The 16,501-nt window shown below is 67.2% G+C and carries 12 protein-coding genes; 4 read left to right on the top strand and 8 right to left on the bottom strand.

The genetic code is table 11. The features are described 5' to 3' along the window. The first annotated feature begins 45 nt into the window (after positions 1-45). Positions 46-1,047: a type I glyceraldehyde-3-phosphate dehydrogenase gene (gap, locus tag FBT96_RS14510; protein ID WP_136907876.1), complete on the top strand. Its 1,002-nt coding sequence runs from the start codon at positions 46-48 to the stop codon at positions 1,045-1,047. A gap of 252 nt (positions 1,048-1,299) precedes the next feature. Here gap and FBT96_RS14505 read toward each other — a convergent pair whose 3' ends face one another. Together FBT96_RS14505 and FBT96_RS14500 are read right to left on the bottom strand one after the other, a co-directional pair. After that, positions 1,300-3,861, bottom strand: a complete 2,562-nt coding sequence (locus tag FBT96_RS14505; RefSeq protein ID WP_136907874.1) for a penicillin-binding protein 1A — start codon at positions 3,859-3,861, stop codon at positions 1,300-1,302. 111 nt (positions 3,862-3,972) lie between these two features. Further along, positions 3,973-4,731, bottom strand: coding sequence for a cytochrome c biogenesis CcdA family protein (locus FBT96_RS14500; protein WP_136907872.1), 759 nt, complete (start codon positions 4,729-4,731; stop codon positions 3,973-3,975). 91 nt (positions 4,732-4,822) lie between these two features. On the opposite strand from FBT96_RS14500, the gene FBT96_RS14495 reads away from it, so the two are divergent. Further along, positions 4,823-5,080, top strand: coding sequence for a sulfurtransferase TusA family protein (locus tag FBT96_RS14495; RefSeq protein ID WP_136907870.1), 258 nt, complete (start codon positions 4,823-4,825; stop codon positions 5,078-5,080). Positions 5,081-5,139: 59 nt separating this feature from the next. Here FBT96_RS14495 and FBT96_RS14490 read toward each other — a convergent pair whose 3' ends face one another. From FBT96_RS14490 to purC, 6 genes are all read right to left on the bottom strand, one after another. Further along, a complete protein-coding gene (locus FBT96_RS14490; RefSeq protein WP_136907868.1) occupies positions 5,140-7,965 on the bottom strand; it encodes an Rne/Rng family ribonuclease in 2,826 nt (941 codons plus the stop codon). Positions 7,966-8,540: 575 nt separating this feature from the next. Then, positions 8,541-9,866 (bottom strand): sigma-54-dependent transcriptional regulator, encoded by a 1,326-nt coding sequence (locus tag FBT96_RS14485; RefSeq protein ID WP_023915360.1) that lies wholly within the window; start codon positions 9,864-9,866, stop codon positions 8,541-8,543. Between the two features lie 3 nt (positions 9,867-9,869). After that, a complete protein-coding gene (locus FBT96_RS14480) occupies positions 9,870-11,603 on the bottom strand; it encodes a sensor histidine kinase (RefSeq protein ID WP_249306516.1) in 1,734 nt (577 codons plus the stop codon). A gap of 111 nt (positions 11,604-11,714) precedes the next feature. After that, a complete protein-coding gene (purQ, locus tag FBT96_RS14475; protein ID WP_136907864.1) occupies positions 11,715-12,383 on the bottom strand; it encodes a phosphoribosylformylglycinamidine synthase subunit PurQ in 669 nt (222 codons plus the stop codon). A gap of 76 nt (positions 12,384-12,459) precedes the next feature. Beyond that, positions 12,460-12,699: a phosphoribosylformylglycinamidine synthase subunit PurS gene (purS, locus tag FBT96_RS14470; RefSeq protein WP_136907862.1), complete on the bottom strand. Its 240-nt coding sequence runs from the start codon at positions 12,697-12,699 to the stop codon at positions 12,460-12,462. Between the two features lie 185 nt (positions 12,700-12,884). Next, positions 12,885-13,646: a phosphoribosylaminoimidazolesuccinocarboxamide synthase gene (purC, locus tag FBT96_RS14465; RefSeq protein WP_136907860.1), complete on the bottom strand. Its 762-nt coding sequence runs from the start codon at positions 13,644-13,646 to the stop codon at positions 12,885-12,887. Between the two features lie 252 nt (positions 13,647-13,898). On the opposite strand from purC, the gene FBT96_RS14460 reads away from it, so the two are divergent. Continuing rightward, on the top strand, positions 13,899-14,213 hold the full coding sequence (locus tag FBT96_RS14460; protein ID WP_136907858.1) for a DUF1476 domain-containing protein: 315 nt from the start codon (positions 13,899-13,901) through the stop codon (positions 14,211-14,213). Positions 14,214-14,442: 229 nt separating this feature from the next. Continuing rightward, entirely contained in the window at positions 14,443-16,473 is a 2,031-nt protein-coding gene (locus FBT96_RS14455; RefSeq protein ID WP_136907856.1) for a phosphatidylglycerol lysyltransferase domain-containing protein, read from the top strand. The last annotated feature ends 28 nt before the right edge of the window (positions 16,474-16,501 follow it).

Here is a 16,501-nt window from a genome sequence, read left to right as displayed (position 1 = left end):
GACCAAGGTAGCGGCGACTTGAGGACCGAGCCAAAGGAGGCTGAGATGGCGGTGAAGGTGGCGATCAACGGATTCGGACGCATCGGGCGCAACGTGCTGCGCGCGATCATCGAATCGGGGCGGACCGATATTGAAGTCGTGGCGATCAACGATCTCGGCCCGGTGGAAACCAATGCCCACCTGCTGCGCTTTGACAGCGTTCACGGCCGTTTCCCGGCCACGGTGACGACGGGCGAGGACTGGATCGACGTCGGCCGCGGCCCGATCAAGGTGACCGCGATCCGCAACCCGGCCGAGCTGCCCTGGGGCGATGTCGATGTGGCGCTCGAATGCACCGGCATCTTCACCTCGAAGGAAAAATGCGCCGCCCACCTGCAGAACGGCTCGAAGCGCGTGCTGATCTCGGCGCCCGGCGACAATGCCGACAAGACCATCGTCTTCGGCGTGAACCACGACACGCTGACGAAAGACGACATCATCGTCTCGAACGCGTCCTGCACCACCAACTGCCTGTCGCCGGTGGCGAAAGTCCTCAATGATGCGATCGGCATCGAAAAGGGCTTCATGACGACGATCCACAGCTACACCGGTGACCAGCCGACGCTCGACACGATGCACAAGGATCTGTACCGCGCCCGCGCCGCCGCGCTCTCGATGATCCCGACCTCGACCGGCGCCGCCAAGGCCGTCGGCCTCGTGCTGCCGGAACTGAAGGGCAAGCTTGACGGCGTCGCGATCCGCGTGCCGACGCCGAATGTCTCGGTCGTGGATCTAGTGTTCGAAGCCAAGCGCGCCACCACCGTCGCCGAGGTGAACGAGGCGATCCGTGCGGCGGCCAATGGCCCGCTCAAAGGCATCCTCGGCTTCACCGACCAGCCGAACGTGTCGACGGACTTCAACCACGACCCGCATTCCTCGGTGTTCCACATGGACCAGACCAAGGTGATGGACGGCACGATGGTCCGCATCCTGACCTGGTACGACAACGAATGGGGCTTCTCGAACCGCATGTCCGATACCGCCGTGGCGATGGGCAAGCTGATCTGATCGAGAGATCCGGCAAGACGCAGGGGGCAGCCGCAGGGCTGCCCCTTTTGCATGGCGGCAAGGCCGCCGAAACCGGCACTGCCGGGATGCCTCGGCCCGCCGGGATATTTACCCCAAGGTGAACGCAGCGACGGAAAGCCGAGAGACGGGAGCCCCGAAACGGCCCCGGCTTCTTCTTGGTTCAAATACGCTGGGGGTGCGGGGGCGAAGCCCCCGCCCGGGTCGCCGCGCCTGCGCGGCGAAATCTCCGGTTCAGTAAAGACCGCCCGCCGAAAGCGACCCGAAGGTCGCCTTCTTCGGGATCACCCGCTGTTCCCCGGTCGAGGTGGTCACCGCCGTCGTGTCGGTATCGGTCTCGCCCTGTGCGAACAGCGGCAGGTTCTCGCCCATCGCAAAGCCGCCATCGACGATCTGACCAAGCGAGCGCATCTCCTGGCCCTCGCGCAGATATTCCGCCTGCACGAAATCGCCGGTGGCATCCTCGGGCAGTTTCTCGCCGGTGAAGCGGTTGTATTTCTGCCAATAGCCCCCCGGCGGAACCTTGAAGGCCGCGCCGCCGTAATCCTTCACCGCTTCCTGCATGAACGCGTTGAACACCGGCACGCAGAGCGTGCCGCCATAGGCCCCCGGCCCCAGCGTGCGCGGCTGGTCATAGCCCATGTAGCACGAAGCCACGATATTCGAGGTGAAGCCGGTGAACCACACGTCCTTGGCGTCATTCGTCGTCCCGGTCTTGCCCGCCACCGGCACCGGCAGGTTCACCCCGGTCCCGGTGCCGCGTTTCACCGCGCCTTCCATCAGCGAGATCATCTGATAGGCGGTGATCGCATTGATCACCTGTTCGCGGTCGGCGCGCACCCGCGGCCCAAGCCCCGCCGGCAGCTCCGGCGTGCCGCAATCCGGGCAGGTCGTCGCCGCATCATGGCGATAGATCGTGCGGCCCCAGCGGTCCTGCACCCGGTCGACCAGCGTCGGCTCGACCCTTTGCCCGCCATTGGCGAACATCGCATAGGCCGAAATCAGCTTGTACATCGTGGTTTCCTGCGAGCCGAGCGAATTGGCCAGGAACTGCCCCATCGGATCATAGACCCCGAAGCGTTCGGCATAGCCCGCGACGACATCCATGCCGACTTCCTGCGCGATCCGCACCGTCATCAGGTTGCGCGACTGCTCCAGCCCGGTGCGCAAAGGCGTCGGGCCGTAATACTTGTTCGAGGCGTTCTTCGGCCGCCACAGGCCCTGCGGCGTGTCGACCTCGATCGGCGCATCGACGACGATCGTCTCGGGGCTGAAGCCGCTGTCCAGCGCCGCCGCATAGACGAAGGGCTTGAAGTTCGAGCCGGGCTGGCGCATCGCCTGCGTCGCGCGGTTGAAGACCGAGGCCTGATAGGAAAAGCCGCCCTGCATCGCCAGCACGCGCCCCGTATGCACGTCCATCGCGACGAAAGCCCCGCCAACGATCGGCACCTGCCGCAGCGACCAGCGCAGGAAGCTGCCGTCCTCGTCCTTCGTCACCGCGCGCACCAGCACGACATCGCCGAGATCGACCAGATCCGAGGCACGTTTCGCCCGCACCCCCAGCTTGCCATCCGCCAGCCGCTTGCGCGCCCAGGTCACGTCATTGGCCGGGATCCAGTGGCCATCGGCGTCTTCCGCGATCCCCTCGATACCGATGCGGGCCTCCTTGTCGGTCAGCTCCAGCACCACCGCCGGATGCCAGCCCTCGACATCGCGCGGCGCCTTGTCGGTCGGCACGGCGGCCAGCGCCGCGCGCCAGCCCGCCTCGTCGCCCAGCTTGTCGGCGGCAATCTTCGCCCCGGTGCCGCGCCAGACGCCCTGTCCGCGGTCGTATTTCTCCAAAGCCTCCTGCAGCGCCTTCGCCGCCTGGCGCTGCAGCTTCGGATCGACCGTCGCCCGGATCGTCAGACCGCCACCGAAGAATTCATCCTGCCCGAAGCTTTTCGACAGCTGGCGGCGGATCTCGTCGGTGAAATAATCGCGCGGCGGCAGCGCCTGACGGAAGGTCTCGTAATCGCCGCGTTGCACCGAACGCAGCTCGGTCGCCTGTTCGGCCTCCATCTGCGCCTTGGTGATGTGACCGTCCTCGAAAAGCCGCCGCAGCACATAGTTGCGCCGCAGCCGCGCCTCTTCGTAGTTGCGCACCGGATGCAGCTCCGCCGGTTTCTTCGGCAGCGCCGCCAGATAGGCCGCCTCGGACATCGAAAGCGCCGTCAGCGGCTTGTTGAAATAGGTCTGCGCCGCCGCGGCGACGCCATAGGAATTCTGCCCAAGGAAGATCTCGTTCAGATAAAGCTCAAGGATGCGGTCCTTCGACAGCGCCTGCTCGACCCGCGAGGCAAGGATCAGCTCCTTGATCTTGCGCTCGGCCGAGCGCGAGCCGTCGAGCAGGAAGTTCTTCATCACTTGCTGCGTGATCGTCGAGGCCCCGCGCATGTCGCGCCCGCCCGATTTCACCGCGGCAAAGGCGGCCGAGAGCATGCCCTGCGCGTCATAGCCCTTGTGGATGTAGAAGTTCTGGTCCTCGGCCGAAACGAAGGCTTCCTTGACGATGTCGGGAATGTCCTGAATCGGCACGAAGATCCGGCGTTCCTGGGCGAATTCGTCGATCAACCGGCCCTCGCCGGAATAGATCCGGCTGATCGTCTTCGGGCTGTATTGCGCCAGCTGCTCATGGCTCGGCAGGTTGCGCGAATACATGTAGAAGATGCCGCCGATGGTCAGCGCGACAAAGAAAAGCGCGGTGACGATCCAGGAGAAGACTCCCCCAAGCGAAGACAGGACGAAGCGGATCAAGGAGCACCCCCAAAGGCCATCGGGCCCGTTGCCGCCCCTATAGCGCGGGGCACACATCGGGTCAAAGCAAGTTCCTGTTTAGCCCGGCCCGCCCGCGGGAACCCGCCGGGATCAGCCCAGCTCGGCCAGCGCCGGGAAGGTGTCGAGCAGCCAGAACGACAGATCCGACAGCTGTCCGGTCAGCATCATCAGCCCGATCGTCCAGAGCAGAAGGCCCGAGATCTTCTCGATCCGGCCCATGTTGCGGCGCATGAAGGCCAGCGCGCCGCCCAGGCTGGGGAAGAAGGCGGCGACGATCAGGAAGGGCAGGCCCAGACCGGCGGCATAGGCGGACAGCAGCGCCATGCCGCGACCGATCGTGCCCTCGGCCATCGCCATCGAGGCGATGGTGCCCAGCACCGGGCCAAGGCAGGGCGTCCAGCCGAAGGCGAAGGCCAGGCCCAGCAGATAGGCGCCAAGCGCCGAGCCGCCCTGATCGCCGGTGTCAAAGCGCATCTCGCGATCGAGAAAACCGATTCGATAGACGCCGATGAAATGCGCGCCGAAGATCATCACGACCAGGCCGGAGACCTTGGCCAAAGTGTCCTTCCAGGCGCCAAGCGCCTGCCCCAGCGCCGAGGCCCCAAGCCCCATCATCAGGAACACGGTCGACAGGCCGAGCACGAAGAACAGCGCCGCAAGAACCACCCGGCCCCGCGCCGCCCGGCGGCCCGCGCCCATGTCGCTGACCGTCACGCCCCCCATATAGGCCAGATAGGGCGGCACGATCGGCAGCACGCAGGGGCTGAGGAAGGACAGGAACCCCGCCACAAAGGCGGTGGCCGCGGCGGTCAGGAAGCCCGCGTCGAAGATCAGGTCGGTCGGCGTCATGCGTCCTTTTAGCAGGGCTGCGGCCCGGCGTCACCGGGGCACGGCTCACATTGCCGTGGACAGGGCCGTGCCCGGGCGTTACGCCCGGACCATGACGACACCCCCTGCCCTTTCGCTCGATCTGCGCGGCCTTCTGTGCCCGCTGCCGGTGCTGCGGCTGGCCAAGGCCCTGCGCAGCCTGCCCGAAGGCGCCGTGGTCGAGATGCAGGCGACCGACCGCGCCAGCTGGATCGACGTGCCGCATTTCTGCGCGCAATCCGGCCATCGCCTCGTCTCGGCCAGGGACGAGGCGGGCGTGCTGATCTATGCCGTCGCGCGCGGCCCGGACCGGCCCGAACCCGAGAGCTGATCGGCAAAAGCAAAACGCCGGGCCAGGGCCCGGCGTTTCGGTTTTCTGTTCTGCGGGGCTCAGCCCAGCGACCACCAGCCGCGTTTCTTCGGCTTCTGATCATCGGGCGAGGTCGGGTCGGAATCCGCTTCCGGTTCGGGCGCAGCCTCGGGGGCCAGATCCGCCACCGGCTCGGGCGCAGCCTGCAAGACCGGCTCGGGCGCGGCTTCGACAACCGGTGCGGCTTCGACCACCGCCTCGACCACCGCCTCGACCGGCGCCGGGGCTGCGAGAGCCTCGGTCGCGGCTTCGGCAACCGGCTCGGGCGCAACAACCGGGGCTTCCGCTTCGGCCGCAGCCGCAGCAGCCGCCGCCGCCTCGGCTTCCTTCTTCGCCTTCGACGTGGTGCGGGTCCGGGTCTTCTTCACCGGCGCTTCCGCGCCCTCGACGGCCTCGGCCTCTTTCTTCGCCTTGCTCGAGCGCGACCGCGAGCGGCTCGGCTTCGGCGCCGCCTCTTCCGGCGCGGCCTCCGCAGCGGCGGCGGTTTCGGCCACAGGCGCTTGCGCCTCCGCTTCGGCGTCCAGCACCGGCAGGCTCACCTCGGCCAGCTCGGCCGCAGCCGCGGCGCGGGCGGCGTCTTCGGCGGCTTCCTCGTCCGAGGCGTCGTCGCCTTCGTCCTCGCCGTCGTCCTCGCCGTCATCCCCTTCGTCGCCCTCGGCCGCCAGATCGGTCCCGCCCGGAGCGCCGTTTTTCTTCCGCCGCCGCCGACGCCGTTTCTTTTTCTTCGGCGAGCCTTCGCCCGGCTCGCCCGTCGCGGCCGCAACCGCCGCGGGCGCGGCCTCTTCGACCTCGTCCTCTTCCTCCTCGACGATGTCTTCCTCGTCGATCTCGGCCATCAGCTCGGCGCTGGCATGCACGACGGCGCTATGCGCCTCGGGCACGATCCGGGTCGCGGTCTTGAACTTCTCGATGCTGAAATCGGGGCTGACCAGCGTCGGATCGGCCTCGATCCGCACCGCCATGCCGTACCGCGCCTCGATGCTGGCAATATGCTCGCGCTTGGCGTTCATCAGGTAGTTGGCCACCGCGACCGGGCACTTGACCAGCACCTCGCGGCTGCGCTTGCGCGTGCCCTCTTCCTCGATGGCGCGCAGAACCTGCAGCGCCAGGCTGTCATCCGAGCGGATCAGCCCGGTGCCGTGGCAATGCGGGCAGGGCTGGGTGGTGCTTTCCAGCATCCCCGGACGCAGCCGCTGACGCGACATCTCCATCAGGCCAAAGCCCGAGATCCGGCCCACCTGAATCCGCGCGCGGTCGGTTTTCAGCTTCTCTTTCAGACGCTTCTCGACGGCGGCGTTGTTTTTCCGCTCTTCCATGTCGATGAAGTCGATGACGATCAGCCCGGCCAGGTCGCGCAGACGCAGCTGACGGCTAATCTCCTCGGAGGCCTCAAGGTTGGTCTTGAGCGCGGTCTCCTCGATCGAGCCTTCCTTGGTCGCCCGACCCGAGTTCACGTCGATGGCCACCAGCGCCTCGGTCACGCCGATCACGATGTAGCCGCCCGATTTCAGCTGCACCACCGGGTTGAACATCGAGGCCAGATAGCTCTCGACCTGGAAGCGCGCGAACAGCGGCAGCTGCTCGTTGTAATGCTTCACGTTCTTGGCGTGGGACGGCATGATCATCTTCATGAAGTCCTTGGCGACGCGATAGCCGCGCTCGCCCTCGACCAGAACCTCGTCGATGTCCTTCGAATACAGGTCACGGATCGAGCGCTTGATCAGATCGCCTTCCTCGTAGATCGGCGCGGGGGCGATCGATTTGAGGGTCAGCTCACGGATCTGTTCCCACAGCCGCATCAGATATTCATAATCGCGGCGGATCTCGGTGCGGGTGCGCTGGCTGCCCGCGGTGCGGATGATCAGCCCGGCGCCCTGCGGCACCTCCATCTCCGAGGCGATTTCCTTCAGCTTCTTGCGGTCGGCCGCATTGGTGATCTTGCGCGAGATGCCACCGCCCCGCGCGGTGTTCGGCATCAAGACGCAGTAGCGACCGGCGAGCGAGAGATAGGTGGTCAGCGCCGCGCCCTTGTTGCCGCGTTCTTCCTTGACCACCTGCACCAGCATGATCTGCCGGACCTTGATCACTTCCTGGATCTTGTAGCGCCGCGCGCGCGGACGGCGGGGCGCATGGATTTCCTCGGCCACGTCTTCCTCGGCCACCGATTCGATCTCGTCATCGACGGGATGGACATGGTGATCGTGGTCATGGTCGTGATCGTGGTCTTCCTCGATCTCGCGCGGGGCTTCGGCCTCCTCGGCCTCCCCCTCCTCGGCGGTCTCGACCTCCGCCACGCCCTCTTCGGACGCAAAGCCCTCTTCCGGGGCCGCGTCGAGGACATCGGCCTCGGCGGCAACGGGTTCAAGCGTCAGCGCCTCTTCGCCCGGCGCCGCCTCGTCGATCACCGCCATGCCCGGAATGTCTTCCGAGCGCAGGACGGCATCATTGCCCGTGGCCTTCTCGGCGCGGGCCTGTTGCCCGCCCGAGCGCGACGATCCCGACCGCGACCGCGACCGGCGCGAGCGCGAGCGGTTTTCCTCGGCCTCTTCGGCCTCGGCAGCCAGACGCTCCTCTTCCAGCAGCGCCTGACGGTCGGCCACCGGGATCTGGTAGTAATCCGGGTGGATCTCGGCGAAGGCGAGGAAGCCGTGGCGGTTGCCGCCGTAATCGACAAAAGCGGCCTGGAGCGAAGGCTCCACCCGCGTCACTTTCGCCAGATAGATATTCCCGGCCAGCTGCCGTTTGTTGACGGTTTCAAAATCAAACTCGTCGACCTTGTTGCCGTCCACCACCACGACGCGGGTTTCCTCCGCGTGGGTGGCATCGATAAGCATCTTCTTTGCCATAAATCCTGTTTCCCCACGCCGCGTCGCACCTTGGCCTTGCGGGCAAGGCGGGCGGGGCATGGTTTGTCGTTGAGGCGCGGGCGCATCCACGGATATGGACGGCGGCGGCCGAAAGCGGCCCGCCCGTCATCACCCATCCCGTTGCCGTGCAACCCATCGCGGTTCGTCCCAAGCGCCGGGCTTGTCGCCCCGCGCCGATTTGCAACCCCCCTGACAACGAAGCCCCGGGGGCAAGAGTGCGGTCTTGCGACCAATCGGATGATCCAAGGCCCGCCCCGCGCTCGCGAAGGCTCAGACCCGGAAATCAGCGAATTCCGTGGACAGGAGGAGAGTCCTGCCGACACTGCGACAATATCAACGCAAATGACACAAACACAATCGGTTTTTCGTCAAGAAACGGTTAACGCTGATTTCAGCCCCGACGCGTGCCGCAGCCGACGGGGGGCTGTCTGCCCCCCGCACCCCCCGAGGATATTTGCACCAAGGTGAAAGCAAACCCCGGGATGGCTTTCACCTTGGCGAAAATATCCCGGGGGTGAGGCCGCAGGCCGAGGGGGCAGCGCCCCCTCTCCGCCTCAGGTGTAATCGCCGCGGCTCAGGCCGTATTTCGCCATCTTCTCGTTCAGGGTGCGCCGCGGCAGGCACAATTCCTCCATCACCGCGGAAATCGAGCCCTTGTGACGGCGCATCGTGTTGTCGATCAGCATCTTCTCGAAGCTTTCGACATATTCCTTGAGCGGCTTGCCCTCGGTCGTCATCGCCGTGCCGGCCTCGTCGGTCTCGGCCATCAGCAAGGACGCGATCGAACCCGAGCCGCGCCGCGCCTGCAGCACCGCGCGTTCGGCGACATTGATCAGCTGGCGCACATTGCCCGGCCAGGGCGCCTGCAGCAGCTGCGCGGCTTCCTGCGCGCTGACCTCGGGCGGCTCGCAGCCGTAATCATCGGCGAAAGCCTCGGTCATCCGGGTGAAGAGGGTCAGCACATCCTCGCCGCGCGCGCGCAGCGGCGGCAGGGTCAGCTTGTGCGCCGCCAGACGGAAGAACAGATCGGGACGCAGCACGTCTTCCAGCGTGCGCCCCTCGCCATGGGCGTTGCAGATCGCCACCACCCGGGTTTCGGCGGGCGTGCCCTGTTCGTTCAAGACCGTCAGCAGCCGCGCCTGCAGCCCGGTCGACAGCGCCTCGATATCCTCCAGAACCAGCGTGCCGCCGCGGGCCTCCTCGACCAGCGGCAGCCCCTCGGCCACCGGCCCGAAAAGCTTCTCGGCCAAGGCTTCCTCGGTATAGGCGGCGCAGGAGATGGTGACGAATTTCTTCCCCGCCCGCGTCCCCGCCGCATGCAGCGCATGGGCGACCAGCGTCTTGCCGGTGCCGGTCTCGCCGTCGATCAGCACGTGCCCGTCCGATTGCGCGATATCGAGAACATCCTCGCGCAGCCGCTCCATCGAGGGCGAAACCCCGATCAGCTTGCCCACCACCGCCGAGCCCTCGGCCAGATCGCGGCGCAAAGCGCGGGCATCCAGCGTCATCCGCCGCGTCTGCGTCGCGCGCTTGGCCAGTTCCGTCATCCGGTCCGGGTTGAAGGGCTTTTCCATGAAATCCATGGCGCCCAGCCGCATCGCCTCGACCGCCATCGGCACGTCGCCATGCCCGGTGATCATGATGACGGGCAGACCGCTGTCCAGCCCCATCAGCCGCTTCAGGAAGGTCATCCCGTCCATCCCCGGCATCCGGATGTCGGAAATCACCACGCCGGGCCAATCGGTCCCGATCACCTTCAGCGCCTCTTCGGCACTGCAAAAGGTCTCGGTGTCGAAGCCCGAAAGCGCCAGCCATTGCCCGATCGACTGACGGATGTCTTCCTCGTCATCGACGATCGCCACTTTCATCATCCGCGCCATGATCTACTCCGTCCCCCTGCGCCCAGCTACGGGCGTCTGTCTTGTTGCCGTCAGCCGCGGCAGCCGCATCTCGAAAACGGCACCGCCGCCCTCGTCATTGCGGGCCGTCAGCCGGCCGCCGAAATCGGCCACGATCGAGGAGGAAATCGCCAGGCCCAGCCCCGTCCCCTCGCCCGGTTTCTTCGTCGTCCAGAACGGCTCGAAGAGCTTTTCCAGATCGGTGATGCCCGGCCCGTTGTCGGCCAGCGTCAGCACCGCCACCTCCTCCTCCGAGACCAGCGTGATCTCGATGCGCGGCGCACGCAAGCCCTTGGTCGCATCCAGCGCATTGCGGAAGAGATTGATGATCACCTGTTCCAGCCGGATCCGGTCGGCCTGCACCATCACCGCGCCGCGCGGCAGGTTGCGCACGATCTTCACCGTGCGCGCTTTCAGCTGCGGCTCCATCATCGCCAGCGCCGAGGACAGCGCCGCGCGCAGATCGACCGGTTCGATCGCATCGCCGCCCTTGCGCGCATAGGATTTCAGCTGCCGGGTGATCGCCCCCATCCGCTCGATCAGATCGTCGATGCGCTGAAAGGACGACAGCGCCTCGGGCACGCGTTCGCGCTGCAACAGCAGTTTCGCCCCCGCCAGATAGGTCTTCATCGCGGCCAGGGGCTGATTGAGTTCGTGGCTGACCGCCGCCGACATCTCGCCCAGCACGGCCAGTTTCGAGCTTTGCTCCAGCGTCTGTTCGGCCAGGGACAGGTCTTTCTGCACCCGCTCGCGTTCGGCGATCTCGCGCGAAAGCCGCGCGTTCAGCGCCCGCAGCTCGGCCGACTCGCGCCGGTAGACCGCCGATTGCACCTTGGCGCGCCGCGAAATCAGATAAAACCCCAGCGCCAAAAGGATCGCGAAGCCCATGATTTCCAGGGCAATCACCGCATTGACCCGGTCGCGCACCGAGGAATAGGGGGTAAAGGCCACCATCCGCCAGCCGCGAAACGGCACCCGCGCCTCGGTCCGCATCACCGCCTGGCCCAGCACCCAGGCATCGGGCGGATCATTGGCCCAGTCGGCCGTCGCCTGCAGCGCGCGCTCGATCGCCGAGGGGGCAGAACGCGCCACCAAAGCCTCTTCCATCGTCAAGCCCCGCCAGCGCGGCTCGGTCGCCAGAACGATCTTGCCCGCGCTGTCCATCACCGCGACGGCATCGGAAATCCCCGCCCAGGCGCGTTCATAGCGCGCCAGATCGGCGCCGACGACGATCACGCCCACCAGCTTGCCATCGGCCAGAACGGCGCGGGAATAGACGAATTCGCTTGCCCCCGTCACCCCCTCCACCGCCGAGAACACGGTCTCGCGGGTGCGCTGCGCATCGACGAAAAACGGCGCGTCGTTGAAAACGGTGCCCAGCACGTTGCGGTCGGTCGCCCCCATCACCCGGCCCTGCAGGTCCAGAAGCCGGATCGAGGCCACCCCCACCTCCTCGCGCGCCGCGATCAAAAGCCCCGAGGTGGTGGAAAAATCCCCCGATCCCAGCGCCTTGGTCAGTTCCGGGTCGCGCGCAAGCAAAAGCGGCACGACCGAGGTGCGCTGCAGCTCCGACAGGATGTTGCCGGAATAAAGCGCCAGCCGCAGCTCGGTCCGCATGCGGGTGGTTTCGGTGAACCGCTCGGTCAGCCAGGTGTTGGTGAACCAGACACCGATCACCGTGGCCAGCAGCATCAGCACGGCCAGCGCCCGATAGGCCATGCGGCGCAGACGGCGGCGGGCCTCGGAGGCGGCAAGCAGATCGGGGCGCGGGGCAAGGGCGGTCATGGGCTCAGCTTAGGCGAAGCGGCCGCCCCCAACAAGGCGCGGCGGTCACACCACCGCGAGCATGTCGGCCAGCGCGCGGAAAAGCGCCGCCCCGTCGGTGCCGCCCTGCGCCTCTTCGACGACCCGCTCGGGATGCGGCATCAGCCCCAGAACGCGGCGGTTTTCGCTCAGCACGCCCGCGATGTCGGCGGTCGAGCCGTTCGGATTGTCGATGTAGCGGAAGGCGACGCGGTCCTCGCCCTCAAGCCGCGCCAGCCCCTCGGCGTCAAGGACATAATTGCCGTCGTGATGGGCGATCGGATAGGTCACCTCGGCCCCCGCCGCATAAAGACGGGTGAAGGGGCTGTCCGCGGTGGCCACCTTCAGCCGCTGCGGACGGCAGCGGAACTTCAGCGACGCATTGCGCATCAGCGCGCCCGGCAGCAGCCCCATCTCGGTCAGCACCTGAAAGCCGTTGCAGATGCCGATCACATGGCCGCCGCGGCCCGCGAAATCGACCACCGCCTGCCCGATCGGGCTGCGCGAGGCGATGGCGCCGCAGCGCAGATAATCGCCAAAGGAAAAGCCCCCCGGCACACCGATCACATCGGTGCCCGCCGGAATGTCGGTGTCCTTGTGCCAGACCCGGACCACCTCGGCGCCCGCTTTCGCGAAGGCATCGGCAAGGTCACGGTCGCAGTTCGACCCCGGAAAGGTGATGACGGCGGCTTTCATCGGCCCAGCACTCCTGCTTTATCTTGCCACAAATATCCCGGGGGTCCGGGGGCAGCGCCCCCGGCCTCGGCCGGGATCAGCAGATCTCGACGGTGTATTTTTCGATCACGGTATTGGCGAGCAGCTTGTCGCACATCGCCTTGACTTCGGCCTCGGCCGCCGCCCGGTCGGTGGCGGTCAGATCCAGCTCGATCACCTTGCCCTGCCGCACCGCCTCGACGCCGGTGAAGCCCAGATGCCCCAGCGCATGCCGCACCGCCTCGCCCTGCGGGTCCAGCACCCCATCCTTCAGCATCACATGCACACGGGCTTTCATCCGGGATCTCCTCGCTTGGGGCTGGCGTCTCGACAGGTGGCCGCACCCGTCCGTTTCGGCCCTGATAGCCCAAGCCCCGGCCTCGGGCAAGCACGGATGGCGCCCCCCGCGCGCAAGACTGGACCCGCCCGCGCAAAGGAAAAGGGCGGCCCCGCGGGACCGCCCTTCAAATCCTGCCGTTGCGATCAGTTGATCAGCGTCGGTTTCATCGGCGTCGCATTGGCGGGCATCACGCCCAGCCGCCGCGCCACTTCGGTATAGGCATCGGTCAGCGAGCCCAGATCGCGCCGGAACACGTCCTTGTCGAGCTTCTGCCCCGTCTTCACATCCCACAGACGGCAGCTGTCGGGGCTGATCTCGTCGGCGACGATCAGGCGCATGAAATCGCCATCCCAGATCCGGCCGATCTCGATCTTGAAATCGACCAGCTTGATGCCGACGCCGAAGAACACGCCCGAGAGGAAATCGTTCACCCGCAGCGCCAGCGACACGATGTCATCCAGATCCTGCTGGTTCGCCCAGCCGAAGGCGATGATATATTCCTCGGGCACCAGCGGATCGCCAAGCGCGTCATTCTTGTAGCTGTATTCGACGATCGGCCGCGGCAGCGCCGTGCCCTCCTCGATGCCCAGCCGCTTCGAGATCGACCCGGCGGCGAAATTGCGCACGATGACTTCCAGCGGCACGATCTCGACTTGCCGGATCAGCTGCTCGCGCATGTTCAGACGGCGGATGAAGTGGTTCGGAATCCCCACATTCGTCAGCCCGGTCATGAAGAATTCCGACAGGCGGTTGTTGAGCACGCCCTTGCCCTCGATCGTCGCCTTCTTCTGCGCGTTGAAGGCGGTCGCGTCGTCCTTGAAATACTGCACCAGCGTTCCCGGCTCCGGGCCTTCGTAAAGGATCTTCGCCTTGCCTTCGTAGATTTTCTTGCGACGCGGTGCCATGGGCTCTCCAATATCGAACGGGTGGCCGTGCGGGGCACACGGTCACTGCCTTCGCGCCCATTAGCGCAAGAGCGCCCATCCCGCAAGGCAAAGCCGGTCGCAGCCCCTGCCGCACCGTCCCGAACCGCGCCCGCGCGGGCGCGATCATCGCCGGGTGGTTGCGCAATCGGTCCGCGCGCGGGCGGAATAAACCTTGCAGCGGCGCGCGGTTGAACCCATATCTGCCGCGAGACACTGACCTAGGGGGGAACCATGACCACTTTCGACGATCGCGAACATGCCTACGAAGCGAAATTCGCGCATGATGCCGATCTGCGCTTCAAGGCCGAGGCCCGGTCGGTGAAGATTCTGGCGCATTGGGCGGCGGGGCTTCTGGGCAAGACCGAGGCCGCGCTGGACGCCTATGTGGCCGAAGTTCTGGCCGCCGATCTCGAAGAGGCCGGCAAGGACGATGTCGTGCGCAAGCTTGTCGCCGATCTGGCGGGCAAGGCCGACGAGGCGGCGATCCGCGCCGAATTGCAGAAATCGATGGTCGAGGCGATGAAACAGCTCGCCAGCGCCGGATAAGACATCCGACCGCCGCGGGCGCCACTAGGCGCCCCGGATGGGCGCTCCGATCCGCTCCCGGCCTCTTTGGCACCGCCCTTCCCCGCGAAGGCGCGGTGTTTTCTTATCTGCCCCGCGGCGCGAGGATGGTTAAGTCTCGGCAACCAAATCTGCGGGAAACCTGCGACTTTTCACCGCTTGCTAACCCTTGGCGCGCATCCTTCCGGTTGCGCATCTTCGGGGAGGCAGCATGTCCAAAGACACAGAAACGGCCTTTGCGGCCGCGCTCGCGGCACGTGGCCTTGTTTTGCCCGAGGGCATGCGGATCGGGGCGGCGGCGCGCAAGCAGGCGCTCGGCCTTGGTTTGGTCGCGGTGTTCCTCTGGGTGCTGCGCGACAAGCTGGCCAGCCTTGACGGGGCGGCGATTCTGGCGGCGCTGGCGCGCGTCGATGCGCTGTCCTGGGCTTTGGCGATCGCGGCCACCGTCGCTTCTTTCGCGGCGCTGGCGCAATATGACGCGCTGATCCACCGCGCCCTGGCCACCGGCACCGCGCCCGGCCATGCCCGCCGTGGCGGCTGGACCGCGATCGCCCTGTCGCAGACGATCGGATTCGGGCTGGTCTCGGGGGCGCTGGTGCGCTGGCGGATGCTGCCCGACACCTCGCTCGCGCAGGCCAGCAAGATCACCGCCACCGTCGCCGCGACCTTCCTGGCGGGCTGGTCGGTGCTGACGGCGGCGGTGCTGCTGGTCGCGCCGGTCGATCACCAGCATCTGCCGGTGCTGGCGGTGCAGGGGCTTGCCGTGCTCGGCCTCGTGCTGGGCGGCGGGCTGGCGCTGGCGACGCTGGTCCTGCCCGAGGGGCTGCGGCTCGGCCGCTTCACCCTGCGGCTGCCGCCGCTGGCGGTGATGGGGCGGATCCTCGGCCTTGCGACGCTTGACACCGCCTTTGCCGCCGCGGCGCTCTGGGCGCTTTTGCCCGGCTCGGAACCGCTGTCCTTCCTGACGCTTTATCCCGCCTTCCTGCTGGCGCAGGGCGCGGGGCTGGTGTCGAACACCCCGGGCGGCGTCGGCCCGTTCGAGATCACGCTGATCACGCTTCTGCCCGGCACCGCCCAGCCCGAGCTGATCGCGGCGATTCTGGCCTGGCGGATCGTCTATTACGGCCTGCCCGCGCTGGCGGCGATCGCGCTGGTGGCGCTGCGTCCGGCGCATGTGCTGCGCAAAAGCACGGTGATGATGCCCGCCGAGGCGCCGAAGCCGCTGCTGCGCCGTGCGCTTGCGGGGCCGCAGGCCGAACTTGGCCTGCTGCGGCAGGGCGAACACGGGCTTTTGCCCGGCGATTGCGGCACCGGCGGCTGGATGGTCGGGCGCAGCGCGCGGACCCTGACCGGGCTTCTCGACCCGTTCGGCACCGCGCCCGTCCCGGTGCTGCTCGAACGGCTGCGCAGCTCGGCCCGGGCCGAGGGGCGGACCGCCTGCCTTTACAAGATTTCCCCCCGCGTCGCGGCGCAGGCCCGCGCCGCAGGCTGGATCGTCGCCCCGGTCGCCACCGAGGTCTGGCTCGATCCCGCCCGCTTCGATCTGAACACTCCGGCCCGGGCGGGGCTGCGGCGCAAGCTGCGCAAGGCCGAGAAATCCGGTCTGCGCGTCACCCGCGCCCTCGGCCTGCTGCCGCTCGACGAAATGGCCGGGCTCGCCCGCGCCTGGGCCGCGACGCATGGCGGCGAACGCGGTTTCTCGATGGGCCGCTTCGCTGCGGATTACGTCTCGGCGCAACAGGTTCTGCTGGCCCGCGACGGCGCGGGGCGTCTGGTCGGCTTTGCCAGTTTCCACACCACGGCGACGGAATGGGTCCTTGACCTGATGCGCCCGGCCGCCGAGGCCCCCGATGGCACGATGCAGGCGCTGATCGCCACCGCCATCGCCGAAGCGGCCCGGGCCGGGGTGGCGCGGCTGTCGCTGGCCGCCCTGCCGCCGCGCGCCGAAGACAGCGAAGGACCGGCGGCGGCGCTATGGCGGCACGCCGAAAAGGGCAAGGGCGCGGCCGGTCTGCGCCAGTTCAAGATGGGATTCGCGCCCCGGCTCTCGCCCCGCTACATCGCCGCGCCCTCGCATGCCGCGCTGATGCTCGCCGCCGCCGACATCGCCCGCGCCATCCACCGCCCGGCCCCCCTGCCCGGCACCGCCCGCGCCGCCGGGACCGAGGTCGATACCGACACAGATATCGACACTGGCCCCGCGCTCGCCGCCACTCCGGTCTTCGCGTCAAGAGTATCTTGATCGAAAGGAAATTGCACTTTTCCCCGCC

The organism is Rhodobacter capsulatus, from assembly GCF_005144475.1.
In the GTDB taxonomy this organism is placed as follows: Bacteria; Pseudomonadota; Alphaproteobacteria; order Rhodobacterales; family Rhodobacteraceae; genus Rhodobacter; species Rhodobacter capsulatus_C.
Note: the sequence above shows the minus strand (reverse complement) of the source record. Positions and strands in the feature narration are given on the sequence as shown.